The 21,251-nt window shown below is 60.5% G+C and carries 19 protein-coding genes; 18 read left to right on the plus strand and 1 reads right to left on the minus strand.

Annotated elements, in window-relative coordinates; genetic code table 11:
• Positions 1-175: 175 nt before the first annotated feature.
• The 5 genes from IVB07_RS03625 (at position 176) to IVB07_RS03645 (ending at position 5,877) form a co-directional block, all read left to right on the plus strand.
• A complete protein-coding gene (locus IVB07_RS03625; RefSeq protein WP_018453161.1) occupies positions 176-841 on the plus strand; it encodes a response regulator transcription factor in 666 nt (221 codons plus the stop codon).
• Entirely contained in the window at positions 838-2,259 is a 1,422-nt protein-coding gene (locus IVB07_RS03630; RefSeq protein ID WP_018453162.1) for a sensor histidine kinase, read from the plus strand. The genes IVB07_RS03625 and IVB07_RS03630 overlap by 4 nt, the downstream gene beginning before the upstream one ends.
• An 87-nt stretch (positions 2,260-2,346) precedes the next feature.
• The gene (locus IVB07_RS03635) at positions 2,347-3,423 is read left to right on the plus strand and encodes an ABC transporter substrate-binding protein (protein ID WP_085350789.1); all 1,077 of its coding nucleotides are present in this window, start codon (positions 2,347-2,349) and stop codon (positions 3,421-3,423) included.
• 271 nt (positions 3,424-3,694) lie between these two features.
• Positions 3,695-5,002, plus strand: coding sequence for an MFS transporter (locus IVB07_RS03640; protein ID WP_018453164.1), 1,308 nt, complete (start codon positions 3,695-3,697; stop codon positions 5,000-5,002).
• A 77-nt stretch (positions 5,003-5,079) separates the two neighbouring features.
• The gene (locus IVB07_RS03645) at positions 5,080-5,877 is read left to right on the plus strand and encodes a substrate-binding domain-containing protein (protein ID WP_018453165.1); all 798 of its coding nucleotides are present in this window, start codon (positions 5,080-5,082) and stop codon (positions 5,875-5,877) included.
• Positions 5,878-5,997: 120 nt separating this feature from the next.
• Here IVB07_RS03645 and IVB07_RS03650 read toward each other — a convergent pair whose 3' ends face one another.
• Positions 5,998-6,177, minus strand: coding sequence for a hypothetical protein (locus IVB07_RS03650; protein ID WP_143273402.1), 180 nt, complete (start codon positions 6,175-6,177; stop codon positions 5,998-6,000).
• A 36-nt stretch (positions 6,178-6,213) separates the two neighbouring features.
• Between IVB07_RS03650 and IVB07_RS03655 the strand changes: the two genes are divergently transcribed.
• The 13 genes from IVB07_RS03655 (at position 6,214) to IVB07_RS03715 (ending at position 21,228) form a co-directional block, all read left to right on the plus strand.
• A complete protein-coding gene (locus tag IVB07_RS03655; RefSeq protein ID WP_026232474.1) occupies positions 6,214-7,533 on the plus strand; it encodes an MFS transporter in 1,320 nt (439 codons plus the stop codon).
• A gap of 62 nt (positions 7,534-7,595) precedes the next feature.
• Complete coding sequence (locus IVB07_RS03660; protein WP_018453168.1) at positions 7,596-8,633, plus strand: isocitrate/isopropylmalate family dehydrogenase; 1,038 nt, start codon at positions 7,596-7,598, stop codon at positions 8,631-8,633.
• Positions 8,634-8,637: 4 nt separating this feature from the next.
• Positions 8,638-9,960 (plus strand): MFS family transporter, encoded by a 1,323-nt coding sequence (locus IVB07_RS03665; RefSeq protein WP_018453169.1) that lies wholly within the window; start codon positions 8,638-8,640, stop codon positions 9,958-9,960.
• A 75-nt stretch (positions 9,961-10,035) separates the two neighbouring features.
• Positions 10,036-11,694 (plus strand): acetolactate synthase large subunit, encoded by a 1,659-nt coding sequence (locus IVB07_RS03670; RefSeq protein WP_018453170.1) that lies wholly within the window; start codon positions 10,036-10,038, stop codon positions 11,692-11,694.
• 73 nt (positions 11,695-11,767) lie between these two features.
• Entirely contained in the window at positions 11,768-12,136 is a 369-nt protein-coding gene (locus tag IVB07_RS03675) for a phasin family protein (protein ID WP_143273907.1), read from the plus strand.
• 41 nt (positions 12,137-12,177) lie between these two features.
• Positions 12,178-14,232 carry an acetate--CoA ligase gene (gene acs, locus IVB07_RS03680; RefSeq protein ID WP_240543312.1) on the plus strand — a complete coding sequence of 685 codons (2,055 nt, stop codon included), beginning with the start codon at positions 12,178-12,180 and terminating at the stop codon, positions 14,230-14,232.
• Positions 14,229-14,756: an inorganic diphosphatase gene (gene ppa / locus IVB07_RS03685; protein WP_018453173.1), complete on the plus strand. Its 528-nt coding sequence runs from the start codon at positions 14,229-14,231 to the stop codon at positions 14,754-14,756. The genes acs and ppa overlap by 4 nt, the downstream gene beginning before the upstream one ends.
• 21 nt (positions 14,757-14,777) lie before the next feature.
• Positions 14,778-15,392: an adenylate kinase gene (locus IVB07_RS03690; protein ID WP_026232477.1), complete on the plus strand. Its 615-nt coding sequence runs from the start codon at positions 14,778-14,780 to the stop codon at positions 15,390-15,392.
• The gene (locus IVB07_RS03695; RefSeq protein ID WP_018453175.1) at positions 15,389-16,561 is read left to right on the plus strand and encodes an iron-containing alcohol dehydrogenase; all 1,173 of its coding nucleotides are present in this window, start codon (positions 15,389-15,391) and stop codon (positions 16,559-16,561) included. The genes IVB07_RS03690 and IVB07_RS03695 overlap by 4 nt, the downstream gene beginning before the upstream one ends.
• Positions 16,562-16,582: 21 nt before the next feature.
• Positions 16,583-17,257, plus strand: coding sequence for a poly(R)-hydroxyalkanoic acid synthase subunit PhaE (locus IVB07_RS03700; protein WP_039798611.1), 675 nt, complete (start codon positions 16,583-16,585; stop codon positions 17,255-17,257).
• Positions 17,254-18,375 (plus strand): class III poly(R)-hydroxyalkanoic acid synthase subunit PhaC, encoded by a 1,122-nt coding sequence (gene phaC / locus IVB07_RS03705; protein WP_018453177.1) that lies wholly within the window; start codon positions 17,254-17,256, stop codon positions 18,373-18,375. The genes IVB07_RS03700 and phaC overlap by 4 nt, the downstream gene beginning before the upstream one ends.
• Positions 18,375-20,297: a CoA-transferase gene (locus tag IVB07_RS03710; protein ID WP_085361112.1), complete on the plus strand. Its 1,923-nt coding sequence runs from the start codon at positions 18,375-18,377 to the stop codon at positions 20,295-20,297. Before phaC ends, IVB07_RS03710 begins: the two co-directional genes overlap by 1 nt.
• Positions 20,298-20,301: 4 nt before the next feature.
• Positions 20,302-21,228, plus strand: a complete 927-nt coding sequence (locus IVB07_RS03715) for an alpha/beta hydrolase (protein ID WP_085361111.1) — start codon at positions 20,302-20,304, stop codon at positions 21,226-21,228.
• The last annotated feature ends 23 nt before the right edge of the window (positions 21,229-21,251 follow it).

A 21,251-nucleotide genomic window follows, 5' to 3' on the forward strand; every position in this document is an offset into this window, starting at 1 on the left:
CGAACCGTCGAGGGAGGGGATGCCGGGAAGCACGCGGCCCTCTCCTGGCGAAGTGTCCGAAGGATGCGAGCCGTACATCCGCGAGGAAGCTCCGATTTGATCTTTCGATACTGTCCTTCTAGCCTCACGGTGACGTCTCCCGCGCACGGGTGGTGCGAACGCAAGGGTTTGTTCAGTGAGGATTCTGATTGTCGAGGACGATGCCGCCATGGCGCGCGGCCTTGCCGAGCGGCTCAAGCTGTCCGGGTTCGCCGTCGATATCGAGTCTGACGGGGCTTCGGCGGCGCAGACCGCCTTGCTGGAACCCTACAGCCTCATCATTCTGGACATCAACTTGCCGAACGTGTCGGGTTTCGGCGTCCTGCACAAGATACGGCAAGCCGGGTCGACCGTTCCGGTCATGATTCTGACTGCCCGTTACGCGACCGGCGATAAGGTCAGCGGGCTCGATCTCGGCGCCGACGATTATCTCTCCAAGCCATTTGATATCGCCGAATTTGATGCCCGCGTTCGCGCGCTCGTGAGAAGGGGACAGGGGCTTCCAAATCCAACCTTGATCTGTGGCCCGCTCGCGTTCGACCGCGCCGCGGGCACGATTACACTGAGCGGCCGGCCGCTTGAATTGCGACGGCGCGAGTTTGCCGTGCTGGAAGTGCTGATGACCCGCGCCGGCAAAGTCGTCTCCAAGGAGCGCCTGATCGCGGAGGTATTTGGCTTCGACGAGGCGGTAGCGCCGAACGCGGCGGAACTCTATGTTGGTCGCGTTCGCCAGAAACTCGGTCCTGACGGGCCGCGGATCCGAACCGTCCGCGGGCTAGGCTATCTGCTGGAGGTACAGTGATCGCCACCTGGCGGCCGTCGTTGAGGCGAACGCTCCTCACCAATCTGGTGGCGCCCGCCATTGTATTGGCGATGGTGCTTGGAATCGGCGGTATGTTGCTGATCCAGCGCGTTGTGCAGACAGTTCATGACCGGTTGCTCGATGGGTCGGTTCTCGCCATCGCCGAACGCGTCGGCGTGGAAGATGGCGAACTGACGGTCGACTTGCCGCAGGTTGCGCTCGGCATGCTGGAAAGCCAGTCGCACGACAGCATCTATTACAGCGTGACTTACCTCGGCGAATTGATCACCGGTTACAAGGATCTTCCACTATCCGGCTTCGATCGATTGAAGGCTGGCGAAACCGGCCATCGCGATGGCGCGTATCGCGGCAAAACGGTTCGTATCGGCGCGCAGGCGCGGCAGGTCTACGGCAGGCCGGAGCTGGTCCTCGTCGCAGTGGCCGAAACGGTGCAGGCGCGCCGCGTCGTCGAACGTGAAATGCTGATCGGACTGGCGATGCTCGAGGCCGGGTTGATTAGCCTCATCGCTTGCCTCGGCTGGTACGCCGTCGATCGAGGCCTGAGGCCGCTTGGCGAACTCAAGCAAGAAATCGACGCGCGCGGTATTCAGGGCGGTCCAAATCTCAGTCCGCTCGACCTTTCCCGGGTGCCGCAGGAAGCTTTAGCACCGGCGCTCGCGGTAAATTCCCTGCTACAGCGGCTGGATCTGGCCATCGGACTGGTGCGCCGATTCACAGCCGATGCCTCGCATCAGATGCGAACCCCATTGGCGATACTGCGGACGCATCTCGATCTGGTGCGACGCCTGGGGTCGGAAACGCCGGCGGGCCAATCTGCCCTCGACGAGGTCGATAACGCCATCAACCGCCTTGAACGGCTGCTCGGGCAGCTCGTGACACTGGCACGGGCCGACGAGCAGAACATTGCGCAACCGGCCGCGGAGAACGTTGACCTGAATGAGGTCGCCTTCAATGTCCTGTCGGAGCGTGCCCCACAGGCTTTCGCGAACGACATCGACGTCCAGTTCGATCGATCCGACTGTCCCGCGGTCATCGCCGGCAATACGGTCCTGATTGGCGAATTGCTGGCAAACCTGATCGACAATGCGATCCGCTACAACCGCCCCGGGGGGATGGTCCTGGTTCGCGCGGTTGTTGACGCCACGACCGCGCGAATTGAAGTCGAGGATACCGGTCCGGGAATTCCGGAGGCCCATCGGGCCCGCGTTTTCGAGCGTTTTTATCGGATTCCGATGGCGAACGGCCCTGCAGGCAGTGGTCTTGGACTAGCCATCGTGAAAGCCTTGTCGGACCGTCTCGGGGCCCAAATCGTGCTTGCACCTGGCCCGGAAGGCCGGGGTCTGCGGGTTTCCGTGAGCTTTCCTCTTGCCAAGCGTGATGGTGAAAGCTCAAGTTGAGGCCGGATTGTGCGCTGCCGTACGAATGGCTGCGGTCCTGAACAAACTGAAGTCCGCAAAGCGGCTCATGGACGAGGAAACGTCACGATGGCGGCTGCCAAAGCCTTGGCCTTGTGCGTTGGGATCTTGCTGACGTGGCCTGCCATGTCGGAGCAGGCGCAGCTCGGCCCTCTCAAAGGGCAAGCATCCGCTATCGCCGGAGCTCGAGAGCAGCTCAACATCGTATCGACGACCCAGGACGCGGACGTCGCCGACTTGCTTGCCGATTTCCGGGCAAGTCATCCGGACATCGAGATCGTCCATACAAAGATCAACTCGAACGATATCTACAATCAAGTCGTGGATCCCTCGACCTCCAGCGCAGCACCCGGAGACATTGTCTGGAGCTCCGCGATGGATCTGCAGATCAAGCTCGTCAATGACGGCTATGCTCAACCCTATGTCTCGAAGGAAATTGCGCATATCCCGGATTGGGCCATCTGGAAAGACGAAGCCTATGCCATCACGGCGGAGCCGATTGTCATTGTTTATAACAAGAACCTCGTTGCGGAGTCCGATGTACCCCGAACCCGCACTGACCTGAAGAGCCTTCTAAGCCGAAAGCCTGACATCTATCGAGGTAAGATCGCAACCTATGACCCGGAGCAGAGCGGGACCGGTTTCCTGTTCATCACGCGCGATGCCGGAATCACCAGGACAACGTGGGATTTGGTCCGTGCGTTTGGCAGCGCCGGTATCAAGCTCTATTCGACCACCGGAACGGTGCTTGATCGGATTTCATCCGGCGAACATCTGCTCGCCTACAATATGATAGGGTCTTACGCGATCGAACGGGCCAAGGAAGATGCCTCTATCGGAATCGTGTTTCCTGCCGACTACATCACCTTGATGTCGCGAATAGCCTTTATACCCGTCACCGCGCCCCACCCGGAATCCGCGAAATTGTTTCTTGATTACCTGCTTTCAGAACGCGGCCAGAAATTTCTCCTGGCCCGGTCAGTCGGTCCTGTGCGCCTCGGTCTCGGCGCGGAAGGCGTGATACCTGCGGATCGCAGCGGCGCAGTCAAGCCGATCCATATTGGTGCAGAATTGCTCACCTATCTCGATCAATCGAAACGAGCGAGCTTCCTCAAAGAGTGGCGCCGCGCGTTGCAGGATCGATAGAAATCCAGGGATCTGGATTTCAGACGGAATAACATCCGAGAGAAGCCCCCCATATCTGCCGGCTCATCAAGCGCGTCGTCTTCAAACCGATTTTCTTGCGGAGTGCGGCAGCGACAGGTTGGTGACAGGCAGCTGATATACGATGAGGCAGCAATCGTAGCTTGAACGATCGCTCCTCGCGTATCGGTCAATCCGGCCGCGATCAAGTTTGCAACACCTGCAAGACGGGTGAACAAGACAAAAAAACATAAACGATAAAAGGGAGGACGGCATGACGGTTACCACCGGACAGTCGAAGCTTGGCATGGTGCTCCGCGTCACCAGTGGCAACTTTCTTGAGATGTTCGACTTCTTTCTGTCGGGCGTCTACGCGTCGTACATCGCCAAGGCATTCTTCCCACTCGAAAATGAATACGCGTCACTGCTGCTGACCTTCGTTGCGTTTGGCGCAGGCTTTCTGATGCGCCCGCTCGGCGCCATCATCCTCGGCGCCTACGTGGATCGGATCGGCCGGCGCCAAGGCCTGATCGTTACACTGTCGATCATGGCTGCCGGCACGGTGCTCATCGCGTTCGTGCCAAGTTACGCAACCATTGGCATATTGGCCCCGATCCTCGTCTTGATCGGACGCCTGCTGCAAGGCTTCTCGGCTGGCGTCGAGCTTGGTGGGGTTTCCGTCTATCTCTCGGAAATGGCCACACCGGGAAAGAAGGGTTTTTACGCCAGCTGGCAATCGGCAAGTCAACAGGTCGCGATCATCGTCTCGGCCTCGCTGGGTTTCGCTCTCAATGCATGGCTTGCACCGGCGCAGCTTGACGATTGGGGCTGGCGTATTCCGTTCTTCATCGGCTGCCTGATCGTTCCTTTCGTATTCTTCATTCGACGCTCGCTGCAGGAAACCGATGAATTCCTGGCGCGGAAGCATCATCCGACACCCCGCGAGATCTATCGCTCCATCCTCGCAAACTGGAGCATTGTGCTTGCCGGGATGATGATGGTGATCATGACCACGGTGTCGTTCTACCTCATTACCGTCTACACGCCGACATTCGGCAAATCGGTCCTCAAGCTGACCGCGGCCGATGGCCTGATCGTGACGATTTGCGTGGGAATATCGAACTTCATCTGGCTTCCCATCATGGGCTCGTTGTCCGATCGGATTGGTCGTCGGCCGATCCTCATCGCCTTTTCGACTTTGGCATTTCTGACTGCATATCCCGCGCTTTCCTGGTTGGCCGCAGGCCCGACGTTCCCGAAGATGCTGACGGTCCTACTTTGGTTGTCTTTCATCTACGCCAGCTACAACGGCGCGATGATCGTCGCATTGACCGAAGTCATGCCGGTGGGTGTGCGAACGTCGGGATTCTCCCTCGCATATAGTCTGGCAACGACGTTCGGCGGGTTTACGGCAGCGATCTGCACCTGGCTGATCGCTGCCACTGGTGACAATGCGTCGCCGGGATATTGGATGAGCGCGGCAGCGCTCTGTGGTCTGGCCGGGACGTACCTCGTTTACAGGCCGCAACAACGACGCGCGCTATCCGGCGCCAATTCGGTCGAGACGGTGATAGGGACGTGACCACCAAAGTGCTCGATGACGTCGACCGTCATCGAGCAAGCACAGTCCTCGAATAATTGCATCGAAGGAAATTGCCGATGAGCGTGACGATCGTCGTGCGCAGGCGAGTTGCGCTAAGCTTGCTGATTGTCTTGGCGGCCGCGGCTGGAATCGCCAAGGCGTCCGAAGTCAGGGTCATGATCTCGGGAGGCTTGGCGACGCCTTATAAGGAGCTCGTACCGCAATTTGAACGCGCGACGGGAAATACGGTCGTCACGGCCTATGGCCCCTCGATGGGAACGACGGAGAACGCCATCCCCGTGCGACTGGCACGCGGCGAGGCGGCGGACGTGCTCATCATGGTCGGCGACGCGCTTGGCGAGATGATCGAGCAGGGCAGGGCGGTCAGAACCAGCCGCGTCGACCTGGTACGCTCGCCGATCGGGATCGCGGTACGCGCCGGAACGCCAAAGCCTGATATCGGTACTCCTGACGCATTGAAGCAGGCACTGTTGAACGCGAAGTCAGTTGCATACTCCGACAGCGCCAGCGGCGTCTATGTGGGCACCGAGCTGTTCAAGCGTCTCGGGATCGCCGCCGAGATGAAGGACAAGGCCAAAATGATTCCGGCGGAGCCGGTCGCGAGTGTTGTTGCACGCGGTGACGCCGAACTCGGCTTTCAACAGATCAGTGAACTTCTGCCGATCGCTGGAGCCGACCTTGTCGGGCCGCTCCCGCCAGACGTCCAGAAAATCACGATCTTTTCTGCAGGCATAACCTCCGGTGCCAGTCAGCCGGAAGCCGGACGGGCTCTGATTGCCTTCCTCGCTTCCGCTGCTGCTGCTCCGGCCCTGAAAAAAGCGGGTCTCGATCCCTTTGCAGCATCGGAGAAATAGACCGCTTCAGATCTGCGCGAGGCGGACGATTCCAGCGAAGGGGGACTTGATAATGAAGCAGTATCTCAACAGCTTCGGCGCACGCCAGACACTTGTCGTCGGTGCAAAGAGCTACGCCTACTATTCGCTTGCCGCAGCGGAAAAGAATGGCCTTCCCAGCATCTCCAGAAGCTCGCGATCGAGATCCGCGAGTCCGATGGTGCGAATAAGGCCATCATACCCTTGACCTGCCGCATCGATACGCTCGACGAGCTCGAATATTTCCGCAACGGCGGAATTTTTCAATACGTCCTGCGCCAACTCGCTGCCTGACCGTCAACCCGAAACGAGGACGCCATGCCAACGAATTCCGCGCCGCTACCGAGGATCGAAGCGGAAACCATGCGCCGCATTACATGGCGCCTGCTTCCGTTTTTCATGGTGTGCTATTTCATTTCATACGTTGACCGCGTTAATGCCGGGTTTGCGGCCCTGCAAATGAACAAGGATCTGGGCCTGACGCAGGCTGCCTTCGGGGCGGGCGGGGCGCTGTTCTATATCGCCTACATTCTTTTCGAGGTCCCCAGTAATCTGGCGATGCAGAAAGTTGGCGCGCGGATCTGGATCGCGCGCATTATGATCACATGGGGGATAGTCGGTATTCTCTCCGCTTTTGCGGTAGGGCCGATTACTTTTTATCTGAGCCGCTTCTTGTTGGGTGCAGCGGAGGCCGGGTTCTTTCCTGGTGTGATCCTGTATCTGACCTTCTGGTTTCCGGCGGCCTATCGCGCACGGATCGTTGCGGTTTTCATGGTGGCGATACCGCTATCGAGCTTTTTGGGATCGCCAATATCCGGCGCTTTGCTGGCGATGGATGGCGTGCTCGGCCTTCGTGGTTGGCAATGGCTTTTCATCGTTGAAGCCATTCCGGCCGTCCTGCTCGGCCTGGTCTCGTTCTTCGGGCTTCCGAACAAACCCGCTGATGCAAAATGGCTCGAGCCGGAGGCGCGCAATTGGCTCGACGCGCGCCTGCAGTCGGAACGATCGATGGCGAAGCAGGTCGGCCACATGTCGCTGTGGCAAATTCTGACCAACAAATATGTGCTCATCCTCGGTTTGATCTATGCGGGAAGCTCGGCCACGAGCAACGCGTTGTCGCTGTGGCAGCCTCAGATCGTGAAATCGTTCGGGATGTCCAACATGGAGACCGGCTTCCTGAATGCCATCCCATTTGGCATCGCCTCCGTTGCGATGATCTTTTGGGGAAGATATTCGGACAGGTCGAACGCCCATGCCCAAAACACCGCAATACCACTTGCGTTATGCGCAACGGCGCTGCTTGCGACCATGCTCACGAGCTCATTACCCGTGACGCTTGCTATTCTGAGCGTGGTCTTGATCGGTAATTATTCGATCAAGGGACCATTCTGGGCCCTGGCGACTGGGACACTCTCTCCGGCAACTGCTGCGGCCGGAATTGCCGGCATCAATACCCTGTCGCACATCGGCACTTCTGGCGCGGTGTGGCTGCTCGGCGTCATTAAGGAGGCGACGGGTAGCTTCCCCATGGCCTTGATACCGCTGGCTTTGCTTCAAATCGCCGGGATCATCGCGGTGCTTTGGATCAGCAAGCAGGAAACGCTACCCGCCACCTCCGCCGCAAGCCCCGTACATTGAGTGCAAGGCAGCATGTCTGACATTCACAAAACCCCGCGGCTCTCATCTTCGAGGACATAGTAATGCCTGCTCAATCCAAAACGAAGCGGCCCGCTACGCTCATTCCAGGCGATGGTATCGGCCCCGAGATCGTGAAATCGGCCGTCGACATTCTCGAAGCGCTCGGCTCTCCATTCGAATGGGACATCCAGCAGGGTGGCCTGGCCGCGATCGAGGAAAGCCGTGATCCGCTGCCGCAGGCGACGCTGGACAGCATCCGACGTACGCGGCTCGCCCTGAAGGGCCCGCTAACGACGCCGGTGGGGGGAGGATTCCGCTCGATCAATGTTCGTCTGCGCGAAGAATTCGGCCTTTACGCCAATTTGCGGCCGGTTCGAAGCATGGTTCCCGGAGGACGATTCGACGAAATCGATATCGTGCTGGTGCGCGAGAACCTCGGCGGGCTCTATGTCGCTTTCGAACACTATATTCCAATTGGGGAAGATCCGCACGCGGTCGCCATTTCGACCGGGGTCAATACGCGTGAAGGATCGCGCAAGATCATCGAATTCGCATTCGACTACGCGCTCAAGAACGGTCGCAAGAAGGTGACCGTCGTGCACAAGGCCAACGTGCTGAAGGCGCTGACCGGCATCTTTCTCGAGGTCGGTCACGAGGTTGCAAAGAAGTACGAGGGCAGGGTCAAGATGGACGATCGCATCGTCGATGCCACGGCGATGCAGCTCGTCATGAATCCCTGGCAGTTCGACGTCATCGTCACTACCAATTTGTTCGGTGACATCCTGTCGGATCAGCTCGCCGGTCTGGTCGGCGGCCTCGGCATGGCGCCCGGCGCCAACATCGGTCCGGATGCGGCGATCTTCGAGGCCGTGCACGGCTCGGCACCGGATATTGCCGGCAAGGGAATCGCCAATCCGCTCGCTTTATTGCTGGCGGTCGGGCTGATGCTGGAGCACATTGATCAGCCTGATCTCGCAAACCGTCTTAGAACGGCAATTGATCAGGTCTTGCGCGAGGACGGCGTTCGCACGCCCGATCTGGGCGGCAAAGCGTCCACTGGCGACTTCACTCAAAGCATCATCCGTCGATTGGGAGGGTAAGCAAATGACCGCTGTTGCTGCATCGCACCCGGCAATCCCCGCTGACAGCACGGCGCAAAAGCTGTCGCGTATCAAGGCGATTGTGGCTGCGTCGTCCGGAAATCTGGTCGAGTGGTACGACTTCTATGCTTACGCATTTACCTCGATCTATTTCGCGGCGGCGTTCTTCCCGTCTGGCGACCAGACCAGCCAGTTGCTGGCGACGGCCGGCATTTTCGCCGTAGGGTTCTTCATGCGGCCGCTCGGTGGCTGGCTGTTCGGCTGGATCGCCGATGCGCATGGCCGCAAGAATTCGATGGTGCTGTCGGTGCTGCTGATGTGCGCGGGATCGCTGATGATCGGAATGCTCCCCACGTACCAAACAATCGGCGCCGCGGCGCCGGCGCTCCTACTGTTTGCGCGCATGGCACAAGGCCTGTCGGTCGGCGGGGAATATGGAACGGCGGCAACTTATATGAGCGAGATTGCCGGCAAGGGCAACCGCGGGTTCTATTCGTCATTCCAGTATGTCACGCTCATCGGCGGGCAACTTCTCGCACTCCTCGTTGTCGTGGTTCTGCAGCAAACCTTGTCGCTCGACGAGCTGAAGGAATGGGGATGGCGGGTGCCTTTCCTGTTCGGCGCCGTCGCGGCCGTTGTGGCGTTGTATCTCCGCCGCTCGTTGCAGGAGACGGCCTCGGCGGAGACCATGCACCGCAAGGAGGCAGGTTCTCTCTCCGGCCTCTGGCATCATAAGCGCGCGCTGCTGATCGTTCTCGCATTCACGATCGGCGGATCGCTATTTTTCTATACGTTTACGACCTACATGCAGAAATTCCTGGTCAACAGCGTGAAGCTGGATGCCAAGACGGTCAGCTCGATCATGACCGCTGCCCTGATCGCCTTCATGCTGCTGCAACCGGTGTTCGGGGCGCTATCGGACAGGATCGGCCGGCGCAACAACATGATCCTGTTCAGCGCATGCGCTACCCTCGCTGCGGTGCCGCTATTGATGGCATTGTCCAGCACCACCAACGTCTACGCCGTTTTTGGCCTGATCATGATCGGTCTTGTGATTGCGTGCTTCTATACCTCGATCAGTGGCGTCGTGAAGGCCGAACTGTTTCCGCCCGAGGTGCGCGCCCTAGGCGTCGGACTTCCCTACGCGATTGCCAATGCGATGTTCGGCGGAACGGCGGAATATGTTGCATTGTCGCTGAAATCGTCCGGATACGAAACCCTGTTCTTCTGGTACGTCGCGGCGATGGCGCTGGTCGCCCTGGTCGCGTCGCTCTGGATGCCGGATACGCGGACGCGAGGCTATCTCGACGGCGATGGCCGGATCTGAACTGAAACACGACGGCCCCGTCATGCCTGCGACGGCGTCCGGAGAGCATTGAATTCGAATGGGAGAGACGCGCTGATGGCCAAGGGATCAGATTTGTTGGTTGCCGCACTCGAGAACGAGGGCGTCGACCGAATTTTCGGCGTTCCCGGCGAGGAGAACCTCGATGTCGTGGAAAGCTTGCGCAACTCGTCGATCAAGCTGATCCTGACACGCCACGAGCAGGGCGCGGCCTTCATGGCCGCGACTTATGGACGGCTGACCGGCAAGCCCGGCGTGTGCATCACCACGCTTGGCCCTGGCGCATTGAACCTGACGACTGGCGCCGCCTACGCGCTGCTCGGCGCCATGCCCATGATCATGCTCACGGGCCAGAAGGGCATCATGAGCAGCCGACAGGCCAAATTCCAGATCGTCGATGTGGTTAGCGCTTTCAAACCGTTGACCAAGCTGTCGCTCCAGATCGTCAGCACAAGCGGCATTCCGACAATCGTTCGCGATGCCTTCCGGATCGCCATGGAAGAGCGTCCGGGTCCGGTTCTTCTGGAACTGCCCGAGGACATCGCGGGCGAGGAATCCGAAGACGTCGCGATGGTGGCGCCGCATCCGATCGAGATCCCGGTCGCCCATCGTGCCTCGCTGGATCGCGCTGCCGACATGATCCTCAAGGCCAAGCGGCCCTTGATCATGCTCGGCGCCGCCGCGTCCCGGCCGCGCAGCACGGCCGGCATCGGCGGCTTCGTCCGCCGCACGAAAATTCCGTTCTTCACCACACAAATGGGCAAGGGAACGGTACCCGGCGGCAGCAACCTCTACATGGGGACGGCTGCACTCAGCGAGCGCGATTACGTTCATGAAGCGGTCGACCGAGCCGATCTGATTATTGCCATAGGTCACGACACCATCGAAAAGCCGCCCTTCATCATGGGCCCCAAAGGTCCTCAAGTCATCCACGTCAGCTACACGCCGGCCAACGTGGAGCGGGTCTACTTTCCGCAGTGCGAAGTGGTCGGCGATGTTGGACCGAGCCTGGAGTTGCTGGCCGATCGTCTCGAGGGGCGGCTGCATCATGCCGGCGCGCTGTTAAGCCTTCGCGAAAGTATCCTGGCCCGGATCGGCGATCGCGCGACCGAGGACCGTTGGCCCCCGACGCCGCAACGCATCGTGCACGATGTGCGAAAGGTCATCCCTGAAGACGGCGTCGTCGCGCTGGATAACGGGATGTACAAGATCTGGTTCGCCCGCAACTACCGCACCTATGTGGCGAACACGCTGCTGCTGGACAATGCCCTCGCGACAATGGGCGCCGGGCTGCCATCCGCCATGATGGCGGCGATGCTGCATCCGGAACGCCGCGTGCTCGCGGTCTGCGGCGACGGCGGCTTCATGATGAATTCGCAGGAGATGGAAACCGCGGTTCGCCTTAAATTGAATCTCGTCGTGCTGATCCTGGAAGATTCGGCCTATGGCATGATCCGCTGGAAACAGGCGGTCGATAGTTTCCCGGACTTTGGCCTCACGTTCGGGAATCCGGATTTCGTCAAATACGCCGAGAGCTACGGCGCGAAAGGCTCGCGGGTCGAAAGCACGGATTCGTTGATTCCGACGCTCGAAAACGCTTTCAAAGGTGGCGGTGTGCACCTCGTCGTCGTGCCGATCGACTACAGCGAAAATACCCGCGTGCTCGTGGATGAACTTCGCGAGAAGCTGAAGCAGGTTATTGAGCCGACCGTGTGAGCCGTCGGCGAGGGCCGATTGATGAGCTGAGCTGAAATTGGCGTGGTCGCAAGCGCCGGCAATGGAGAGTGCAATGAGTGAGCAGATCAACGAGCAGGCTGAGAAGATGCGGGAAATGGCGCAGACCACGCTGGACAAGGCGAAAGAGGCTGTGTCGAAATACATAACCGAATCCCAGAAGTTGAGAGAGAAGGCCGATTCCAGCGTTCGCTCAACCTATTCGGCGGCGAAGGAGATGAACGAAAGAGCCGTCGCGTTCGCCGAGGAAAATGTGGCTTCGGGCTTCGAGCTTGCGCAACGGCTGTTGCATGCCAAGGACCCGCAGGAAATGGGTGCAGTTTATCAGAGCCATCTCAAGGAGCAGATGGAAAAAATGAACGCGCAGTTTCGCGAGCTTGCAAGTGCAATGAACCAGCCGTCGACTGTTGACCTGAATAAGTAGCGCCGGTCGCCTCAGAGCGAAATCAAATCGCTGATCACAGGATGTTGCCTGCACGCGTTCCGAGCGCGGACGATGCATCATCCGATCAAGACAATCGCATCGCAGTGCGTCGGGGAGGCTCCAAGGTGGGCACGGAAAAGTCAGATACGCTGATCCATGACGTGCCGGCCGGCTGGGCACGGCGGGCTCATGCTGACGCTGCGAAATACAGCAGCATGTATGCTTCGTCGGTGTCGACGCCGGATGCTTTCTGGGCGGAGCATGGCAAGCGGATCGACTGGATCAAGCCGTTCACGAAGGTGAAGAATACCTCCTTTGCGCCCGGCAAGGTCTCGATCAAGTGGTTCGAGGACGGCACCACGAATGTGGCGATGAACTGCATCGACCGGCATCTTGCCCGGCGTGCCGGTCAGGTCGCGATCATCTGGGAGGGCGACGATCCCGCCGAATCCAGGCACATCACCTACGCGGAGTTGCACGATCAGGTCTGTCGTTTCGCGAATGTCCTGAAAAGTCACGGTGTGAAGAAAGGCGACACCGTCACGATCTACCTGCCCATGATTCCGGAAGCCGCCTATGCCATGCTCGCCTGCGCGCGAATCGGGGCGGTCCATTCCATCGTGTTCGGCGGGTTCTCGCCGGATGCCCTGGCCGGACGTATCGAGGGCTGCCAGTCCAAAGTCCTGGTCACCGCCGATGAGGGGCTGCGCGGCGGGCGCAAGGTACCGCTGAAGGTCAATGCCGACGATGCGCTGAAGAAGGTGGCCGGCATCGTGAAGACGATGATCGTGGTCAAGCGCACCGGCGGTGGCATCGACTGGGTCGACGGCCGCGACGTCTGGTACGCGGACGAGGTGGCAAAGGCCTCGGCCGACTGCGCGCCGGTCGAAATGAACGCGGAGGATCCGCTATTCCTTCTTTACACGTCGGGTTCAACCGGTGCTCCAAAGGGCGTCGTTCACAGCACGGGTGGCTATCTCGTTTTTGCGTCGATGACGCACCAGTATGTGTTCGACTATCACGACGGCGACATCTACTGGTGCACCGCCGATGTCGGCTGGGTCACCGGCCACAGCTACATCGTCTATGGGCCGCTGGCCAACGGCGCGACCACGCTGATGTTCGAGGGGATCCCGAACTATCCCTCAACATCGCGCTTTTGGCAGGTCGTCGACAAACACAAGGTCAACATCTTCTACACCGCGCCGACCGCGATCCGTTCGTTGATGGGTGCGGGGGAAGAGCCGGTCAAACAGACCAGCCGTGCGTCGCTGCGCTTGCTCGGCTCGGTGGGCGAGCCGATCAATCCGGAAGCGTGGGATTGGTATCACCGCGTGGTCGGCGATGGACGTTGTCCGATCGTCGATACCTGGTGGCAGACCGAGACAGGCGGCATCTTGATCTCGCCGCTTCCCGGCGCGACGGCTTTGAAGCCCGGTTCGGCAACCCTGCCGTTTTTCGGAGTGATGCCGGAAGTGGTGGACGCAAGTGGTGCCGTGCTGACCGGCGCATGCGAAGGCAATCTCGTCATTGCCGATTCCTGGCCAGGCCAGATGCGCACGGTCTACGGCGACCACGAGCGCTTCATGCAGACCTACTTCGCGACCTATCCGGGCAAGTATTTCACCGGCGATGGCTGCCGGCGCGACGCCGACGGCTACTACTGGATCACCGGCCGCGTCGACGACGTCATCAACGTATCCGGTCATCGCATGGGGACAGCCGAAGTCGAAAGCGCGCTCGTCGCACATCAGAAGGTTTCCGAAGCCGCTGTTGTCGGTTTTCCGCACGACATCAAGGGGCAGGGCATCTACGCCTACGTCACCTTGATGTCGGATGCGGAGCCCTCCGGAGAGTTGCGCAAGGAACTAGTGGCCTGGGTCCGCAAGGAGATCGGACCGATCGCCGCACCCGATGTCATTCAGTTTGCGCCGGGCCTGCCCAAGACCCGCTCTGGAAAGATCATGCGTCGTATTCTGCGCAAAATCGCCGAGGACGAAGTCGGCGCGCTCGGGGACACCTCAACCCTGGCGGATCCGGCGGTGGTCGATGATCTCATCAAAAACCGCCATAGCCAAAAGGCGGCGCGGAAATGAATATCGACGCGATTTCGATCGGCGACAATCCCCCGGAGGACGTCAATGTCATCATCGAGGTTCCGATCGGCGGTGAACCGATCAAATACGAAATGAACAAGGCGGCGGGCGCGCTGTTCGTCGACCGCTTCCTGTATACGCCGATGCGCTATCCCGGAAATTACGGCTTCGTTCCGCACACGCTTTCGGACGATGGGGATCCGATCGACGTGCTCGTGGCCAATTCGCGGCCGATCGCTCCTGGCGCCATAATCAATGTGCGGCCGATCGGCGTGCTCAAGATGGATGACGAGGGCGGCGGCGACGAGAAGATCATCGCCGTGCCGATGCCGAAACTGACGATGCGCTACGCACACGTCAACGGGATCGCCGACATGCCGCAGATCGCGATCGAGCAGATCCAGCACTTCTTTGAACACTACAAGGATCTGGAGCCGGGGAAGTGGGTGAAGGTGATCGGATGGGGCGACAGTGCCGAAGCGCGCCGGCTGATCGTCGAGGCCATCGCGCGGGCAAAGAGCTGAAACCGAGATATGGGCAATGATATGAGACTGGTTCTGTTGGGGCCGCCAGGCGCAGGTAAGGGCACGCAGGCGACGAGGATCGTCACTCGATTTGCGATCCCGCAATTGTCGACCGGCGACATGCTGCGCCAGGCGGTTGCGGAAGGCACGGCTGCGGGATTGCGCGTCAAGCACATTATGGATCGGGGTGAACTTGTGCCCGACGACGTCGTGGTATCGGTGATCGCTAATCGTATCGACCATTCCGATGCGGTAAGCGGCTTTATCCTTGACGGCTTCCCGCGCACGGTCGCGCAGGCCGAAGCGCTCGATCAGGAACTCGCCACCCGGGGCATCAAGCTCGATGCGGTGCTTGAGCTCGAGGTCGACGAAGATGCGCTGCTCGACCGCATCAAAGGGCGCGCCGACGATGCGGCAAGCCGAGGCGAGCCGGTGCGCCGCGACGATAATCCCGAGGTCTTCAAGACCCGGCTCGGCGTTTATCGCGAGCAAACCGCGCCGGTCACGGAATACTACCGGTCGCAGGGACTGCTCAACGTCGTCGACGGTTTGCAGCCGATTGACGCCGTGACCGAACAGCTCGCCGCGGCGCTTGCGGCAGTAACGTCCGATCAGATCAGGAGTGATGTCAGATGAAAGCGTTTACCTTCCAGGCACCCCCCAACATCCTGTTCGAGGCAGGCGCATCGAAAAAGCTGGCGGAGTTGGTCGCTGGATACGGGGCAAAACGTGTTCTGCTGGTCACGGATAAGGGCGTACGCAATGCAGGCCTGACCAGAAACGCCGAGGCTGGCCTGGTTGCCGGCGGCTGCGAACTGACGATATTCGAAGATGTGGAGGCGGATCCGCCGTCGCATATCATCGAGCGGGCGGTCGCACTGTGTCGTGACAAGGACATCGAGCTGGTTGCCTCAATCGGCGGCGGCAGCGCGCTCGATACCGCGAAGTTGGTGGCCTATCTGGCCAAAACGCCTGATCGCCTCGAAGATATCTACGGCGTCGGCCTTGCCAAGGGCGAACGCCTTCCGCTGCTGCTGGTGCCGACAACGGCCGGAACGGGCTCGGAGGTGACCCCGATTGCGATCGTCACCACGCCGACGACCGAGAAAAAGGGCGTCGTTGCGCCCCGCCTGCTCCCGGACTGGGCGATCCTCGATCCGGAGCTGACGCTCGGCCTGCCGCCGCATGTCACCGCGGCGACCGGCATCGACGCCATGGTCCATGCGATCGAAGCCTATACCAGCAAGCACCGGAAGAATCCGATGTCGGACCAGTTGGCACGGCAGGCTCTCGCCCTGCTGTCGGCGAATGTCCGGACGGTCTGTGCGGACGGATCTAATCTCGAAGCGCGGTCGCAAATGCTGCTGGGTTCGATGCTGGCCGGCATGGCGTTCGCCAATTCCCCGGTCGCCGCCGTGCACGCGCTGGCCTATCCGATCGGCGCGCTGTTCCACGTGCCGCATGGCCTGTCGAATGCCTTGGTGCTGACCCAGGTGCTGCGGTTCAATTTGCCGGAGGCGGAAGGCCTCTACGCCGAACTGGCGCCGATCGTCGATCCCAAATCGGAAGGAATGAGCGTCAGCCAGCGGGCACGGCTGTTCGTCGATGCGATCGCGGCGATCTGCCGGGATTGCAACGTGCCGGCCTCGCTGGCCGATGTCGGCATTGCGAGGGGCGACCTGAAGAAGCTCGCCGAGGATGCGATGAAGCAGACGCGGCTTCTCGTGAACAATCCGCGGGAATTGAGCTTCGACGATGCGCTGGCGATCTACACCGAGGCGTTCGGCAACCGCGCGGCGGCCTGAGCGGCACAAAGAGTGAGCAGCATGAGCGAGAACGACAAATCGGCTTCCGCTGATTCCGATCCCGGCCTCGAATGGGCGAAGCTGTGGCAGACGATGGCCGAATCCTCGAACCGCATGGTCGAGGCGTGGTCGGGGTCGATGGCACCGTTCATGCTGGCGCGTCTGTCGGAAAAGCCGGGTGGTTTTGGCGACGGCAACGAACTGTCGGCAGCGATCGAGCGGATGGCGCAGGGGCCGCGGCTGGCCGACGTCTGGGACATCGACCGGAAAATGGCGTTGGCCTTTGGGGCCTGGATCGAGATGCGCCAGCGGCTTGCGAGCTACAATGCGGTTGCTGCCGCTCCATGGCCTGAAGCGTCGAAGCGGTTTTACGAGACGATGTCCGCCACCGGTAGCGATGGCTCCCCGCATCCGGAGTGGCGCGAGGCGTTCGCCAAATGGAGCGAAATCTCCAACGAGGAACTGATCCGGAATCAGCGCACCGACGGCTTCTTGCAAGCTCAGAAGGAACTGCTGCAGGCGGGATTGAAGTTACGGAGCCGGCAGGATGATGTCGCTGAGGCCGCGTCAGCCATGTTGGGGCTGCCGACCCGCAAGGATTTCGACGACGTGACGCAGCAATTGACCGAACTCCGCCGAGAAGTCCGTACGCTCGCCCGCCAGATCCGCGACCAGAAGAGCGAAGCCGCACGATGAGCGATCAGGAGAACCAAACCTCGCGCTTCGCCCGGGACATGGCGGCCAACGCCGAGAAGATGTTCAAGGCGACACAGTTGATCGCCAATACGCGGGATGAAGACGTCGCCATCGGCACGACACCGAAGCATCTCATGATGCGCCGCGACAAGGTCGAGCTGTTCCATTATGAGCCGATGGCGGAAGCGACGGCGAAGACGCCCGTCCTTTTGGCCTACGGCCTGATCGGGCGGTATACCATGGCTGATTTACAGCCTGACCGCTCGCTGGTGCGCAGCCTTCTCTCAAAAGGGCTCGATCTCTGGCTGATCGACTGGGGCCAGCCGGGCCGAACCGAGCGATGGCTGAAAATTGATGATTACGTCGATGACTACATCGATGCCGCAGTCGACCGCATCGCGCAGGAAACCGGCCATGACAAGATCACGCTGCTCGGCATCTGCGAAGGCGGCGTCTTTACGACGTGCTACACCGCTCTGCATCCGGAAAAGGTCAAAAATCTCGTCATCACCATTACCCCAATCGACTTCCATGCCGATGTCAAGGACAAGGCCGCGCACCACGGCTTCCTCAACCTTTGGACCCGCAGCCTCGATCCTGATGACATCGACAAGCTGGTCGATACTTACGGCGTGCTGCCGGGCGAGTTCATGAGCTCGGTGTTCTCGATGATGACGCCGATGCGCTCACTGACGAAATACAATGTCGATCTCATCGACGTCGTCGATGACGAGGCCAAGTTCATGAATTTCCTCCGCATGGAAAAGTGGCTCGCGGACCGTCCGCATCATCCTGGCGGAGCGGCGAAGCAGTGGCTGAAGGATCTCTACCAGGAGAACCGCCTGGTCGATGGCAGCTTTGAACTGTCCGGCCGTCGGGTCGATCTGAAGTCTATCACGGCTCCCGTGCTGAATGTTTTTGCGTTGGATGACCATATCATTCCGCCGGACTGCTCGCGCGCGCTCGGAGCGAAGATAGGCAGCACGGATTACACCGAAATTCCGCTGCCCGGCGGCCATGTCGGCCTGTTCGTCTCCAGCAAATCGCAGGGCAAGCTGAGCCAGAGCATTGCCGACTGGCTGGTCGCCCGCGACGCCAATCCCGGAAGTGAAGCCTGATGCGCAACAAGATCGTCGACGCCGCCGAGGCGGTTGCCATCATCCGTTCCGGTGACACCGTCGCCTCGTCCGGCTTCGTCGGCGTGGGAACGCCCGATGAAATCATCAAGGCGCTGGAGCGGCGTTTCGTGCAGACCGGAGAGCCGCGGGACCTTTCGCTGGTGTTCGCGGCGGCGCCGGGAGACGGCGCCGATCGCGGCCTCAACCGCCTGGCGCATCCCGGCCTGATCAAACGCCTGGTCGGCGGACATTTCGGCCTGGTTCCGAAGCTCGCCCGGATGGCGGTCGACAATCACGTCGAGGCCTATAACTTGCCGCTCGGATGCGTATCGCATCTGTTTCGTGAAATTGCGGGGCGCAAGGCCGGGCTTCTCTCCAAGGTCGGGCTCGGCACCTTCGTCGATCCGGCCAATGGTGGCGGAAAGCTGAATGCGCGCACCACCGAAGAGCTGGTGCGGATGATCGAAATCGACGGCGAACAATGGCTGTTCTACAAGGCATTTCCCATCAACGTTGCGATCATCAGAGGTACCACCGCCGACCACAACGGCAACATCTCGATGGAAAAAGAGGCGTTGACCCTCGACAATCTGGCGCTGGCAACGGCCGCCAAGAACTGCAAGGGATTCGTCATCGCGCAGGTGGAGCGCATCGCCGCCTCCGGCTCGCTCAATCCGCGTCACGTCAAAATTCCGAGCGTCTTGATCGACTGCGTCGTCGTTGCGCAGCCCGAAAACCATGTCCAGACCTATGCCACGGGTTACAACGGAGCATTTTCGGGCGAATTGCGCGCGCCGGCCGATCGCAATGTTCCGATGGCGCTGGATAACCGCAAGATCATTGCGCGCCGCTGCGCCCTGGAATTGCCGATGGGCGGCGTGGTCAATCTCGGCATCGGCATGCCGGAGGGAGTCGCCTCGGTTGCCGCCGAAGAAAAGCTGTTCGACTTTGTGACGCTGACTGCCGAGCCCGGCATCATCGGCGGTATTCCGCAAGGCGGTCTCGATTTCGGTGCTTCGATCAATGCAGAATCGATCATCGACCAGAACCAGATGTTCGATTTCTACGACGGCGGCGGGCTCGATCTGGCCTGTCTCGGCATGGCTCAGGTCAATGGCCGCGGCGACGTCAACGTCAGCCTGTTCAATGGCCGTCTGGCCGGCGCCGGCGGCTTCATCAACATATCCCAGAATGCGCGCCGGCTGATCTTCGCAGGCACCTTCACCACCGGTGGGCTCAAGACGTCGGTCGTGGATGGTCAGCTCAAGATCCTCAGCGAAGGCAAGTCCTCGAAATTCATCGACAAGGTGGATCAGATCACGTTTTCGGGCCAGCTTGCCGCAACCAACAGGCAGCCCGTTCTCTATGTGACGGAGCGATGCGTGTTCCGCCTCACTCCCGAGGGTCTCGAACTGATCGAGATCGCGCCGGGTATCGATATGGAGCGCGACATTCTCGCGCTCATGGGCTTTCGGCCCATCATCCGCGCGCCGAAATCCATGGATGTTTCGCTGTTCAGCGAGGCCCTGATGCAGCTCGACGACCGGCTGCTCAATCGGCCGCTGGCGGAGCGGCTGTCGTACGATGCCGATCGCAACACGCTTTTTCTCGGACTTGACGGCTATCGGGTCCATAGAGATGCCGACGTCGAGGTAATCCGGGCGTCGATCCTCGAACTCTTCCATCGTGTCGGACGCCGGTTTTCCGCAGTCGTCAACTACGATTCGTCTTACATCGCTCCCGACATGACGGAGAAATGGTTTTCAATGGCCGCCGAGGTCGAGCGGACCTGCTACGATCATGCCTCGCGCTACACCACCAGCGCATTCATGCGCCTGAAGCTCGGCGACGCGCTGGCCCGCCGCGACGTCGCGCCGCATATCTTCGAAACCTCGGCCGACGCCCACCGGTTTGTCGAATAGACCGATGGGGCTGAAATCCACCGAGTTGCGCCCCACGGACTGGCCTGAAGGACGGCAGAGGGCGCCCGACCGCACCGGATCGGTGCGCGGGCTGACCCGGCGCAGCTTCCATCGTATCGCATTCACGGATTGGGGGCCCGCGCCCGCGGTGCGGCCGGTGCTCTGCGTCCATGGCTTGACCAGAAACGGCCGGGACTTCGATCACCTCGCCGCAGTTCTCGCAATGGCAGGGCGGCAGGTCGTCTGCCCGGACTTGCCGGGCCGCGGACAAAGCGAACGGCTGCACGACAGCAGCGACTATGCCTTGCCGCAATATTGCAGCGACATGACCGTGTTGATGGCAGCTCTTGGTGCAACGGAGATCGATTGGGTTGGAACGTCGCTGGGCGGCTTGATCGGGATGGTGCTGGCTGCCCTTCCGGGCAGTCCGATCCGTCGCATCGTCATCAACGACATCGGACCCTATCTGCCCTGGACCGGATTGCTTCGTCTCGGTGCCAATCTCAACGAGGCGCCCAAATCGTTTGAGACGATCGAACAGGCCGAAGGCTACTACCGGCGGGTTCTGGCGCCTTTCGGGCGATTGGAGGATGTGCACTGGCGGCATCTGACAACGCATAGCGTGGCCTGGAGCGTGGAGGGGCGCTGCTTCAAGCCGCTGTGCGATGCGAACATCGCTCAGGCCTTTCGAAACCCTTGGCACTACAGCGTCGATCTCTGGAAATACTGGGATGCGATCGATGTCCCCATTCTGGTCATACGCGGGCAGCAATCGGATTTGCTTTCCGAAGGCGTCCTCAAGGACATGATGCGGCGCAATCGCAATGTCCGCGTTCACACCGTCGCGGACTGCGGGCATGCGCCGGCCCTGATCGCTGACGAACAGATCGAGGTCGTGACGCAGTTTCTGAGCGGCCACGACTCCACTTAGCGCTGAATGCTTCATGCCGAACT

It is taken from the genome of Bradyrhizobium sp. 172, from assembly GCF_023101065.1.
Classification (GTDB): domain Bacteria; phylum Pseudomonadota; class Alphaproteobacteria; order Rhizobiales; family Xanthobacteraceae; genus Bradyrhizobium; species Bradyrhizobium canariense_D.

Excerpts from the sequence above, each read along its gene's own strand:
- IVB07_RS03640 (WP_018453164.1), top strand. The coding sequence starts at position 3,695 with ATGACGGTTACCACCGGACAGTCGAAGCTTGGCATGGTGCTCCGCGTC.
- IVB07_RS03715 (WP_085361111.1), top strand. The coding sequence starts at position 20,302 with ATGGGGCTGAAATCCACCGAGTTGCGCCCCACGGACTGGCCTGAAGGA.
- phaC (WP_018453177.1), top strand. The coding sequence starts at position 17,254 with ATGAGCGATCAGGAGAACCAAACCTCGCGCTTCGCCCGGGACATGGCG.
- IVB07_RS03635 (WP_085350789.1), top strand. The coding sequence starts at position 2,347 with ATGGCGGCTGCCAAAGCCTTGGCCTTGTGCGTTGGGATCTTGCTGACG.
- IVB07_RS03675 (WP_143273907.1), top strand. The coding sequence starts at position 11,768 with ATGAGTGAGCAGATCAACGAGCAGGCTGAGAAGATGCGGGAAATGGCG.
- IVB07_RS03645 (WP_018453165.1), top strand. The coding sequence starts at position 5,080 with ATGAGCGTGACGATCGTCGTGCGCAGGCGAGTTGCGCTAAGCTTGCTG.
- ppa (WP_018453173.1), top strand. The coding sequence starts at position 14,229 with ATGAATATCGACGCGATTTCGATCGGCGACAATCCCCCGGAGGACGTC.
- IVB07_RS03690 (WP_026232477.1), top strand. The coding sequence starts at position 14,778 with ATGAGACTGGTTCTGTTGGGGCCGCCAGGCGCAGGTAAGGGCACGCAG.
- IVB07_RS03700 (WP_039798611.1), top strand. The coding sequence starts at position 16,583 with ATGAGCGAGAACGACAAATCGGCTTCCGCTGATTCCGATCCCGGCCTC.
- IVB07_RS03710 (WP_085361112.1), top strand. The coding sequence starts at position 18,375 with ATGCGCAACAAGATCGTCGACGCCGCCGAGGCGGTTGCCATCATCCGT.
- IVB07_RS03670 (WP_018453170.1), top strand. The coding sequence starts at position 10,036 with ATGGCCAAGGGATCAGATTTGTTGGTTGCCGCACTCGAGAACGAGGGC.
- IVB07_RS03660 (WP_018453168.1), top strand. The coding sequence starts at position 7,596 with ATGCCTGCTCAATCCAAAACGAAGCGGCCCGCTACGCTCATTCCAGGC.
- IVB07_RS03665 (WP_018453169.1), top strand. The coding sequence starts at position 8,638 with ATGACCGCTGTTGCTGCATCGCACCCGGCAATCCCCGCTGACAGCACG.
- IVB07_RS03655 (WP_026232474.1), top strand. The coding sequence starts at position 6,214 with ATGCCAACGAATTCCGCGCCGCTACCGAGGATCGAAGCGGAAACCATG.
- IVB07_RS03695 (WP_018453175.1), top strand. The coding sequence starts at position 15,389 with ATGAAAGCGTTTACCTTCCAGGCACCCCCCAACATCCTGTTCGAGGCA.
- acs (WP_240543312.1), top strand. The coding sequence starts at position 12,178 with ATGTTGCCTGCACGCGTTCCGAGCGCGGACGATGCATCATCCGATCAA.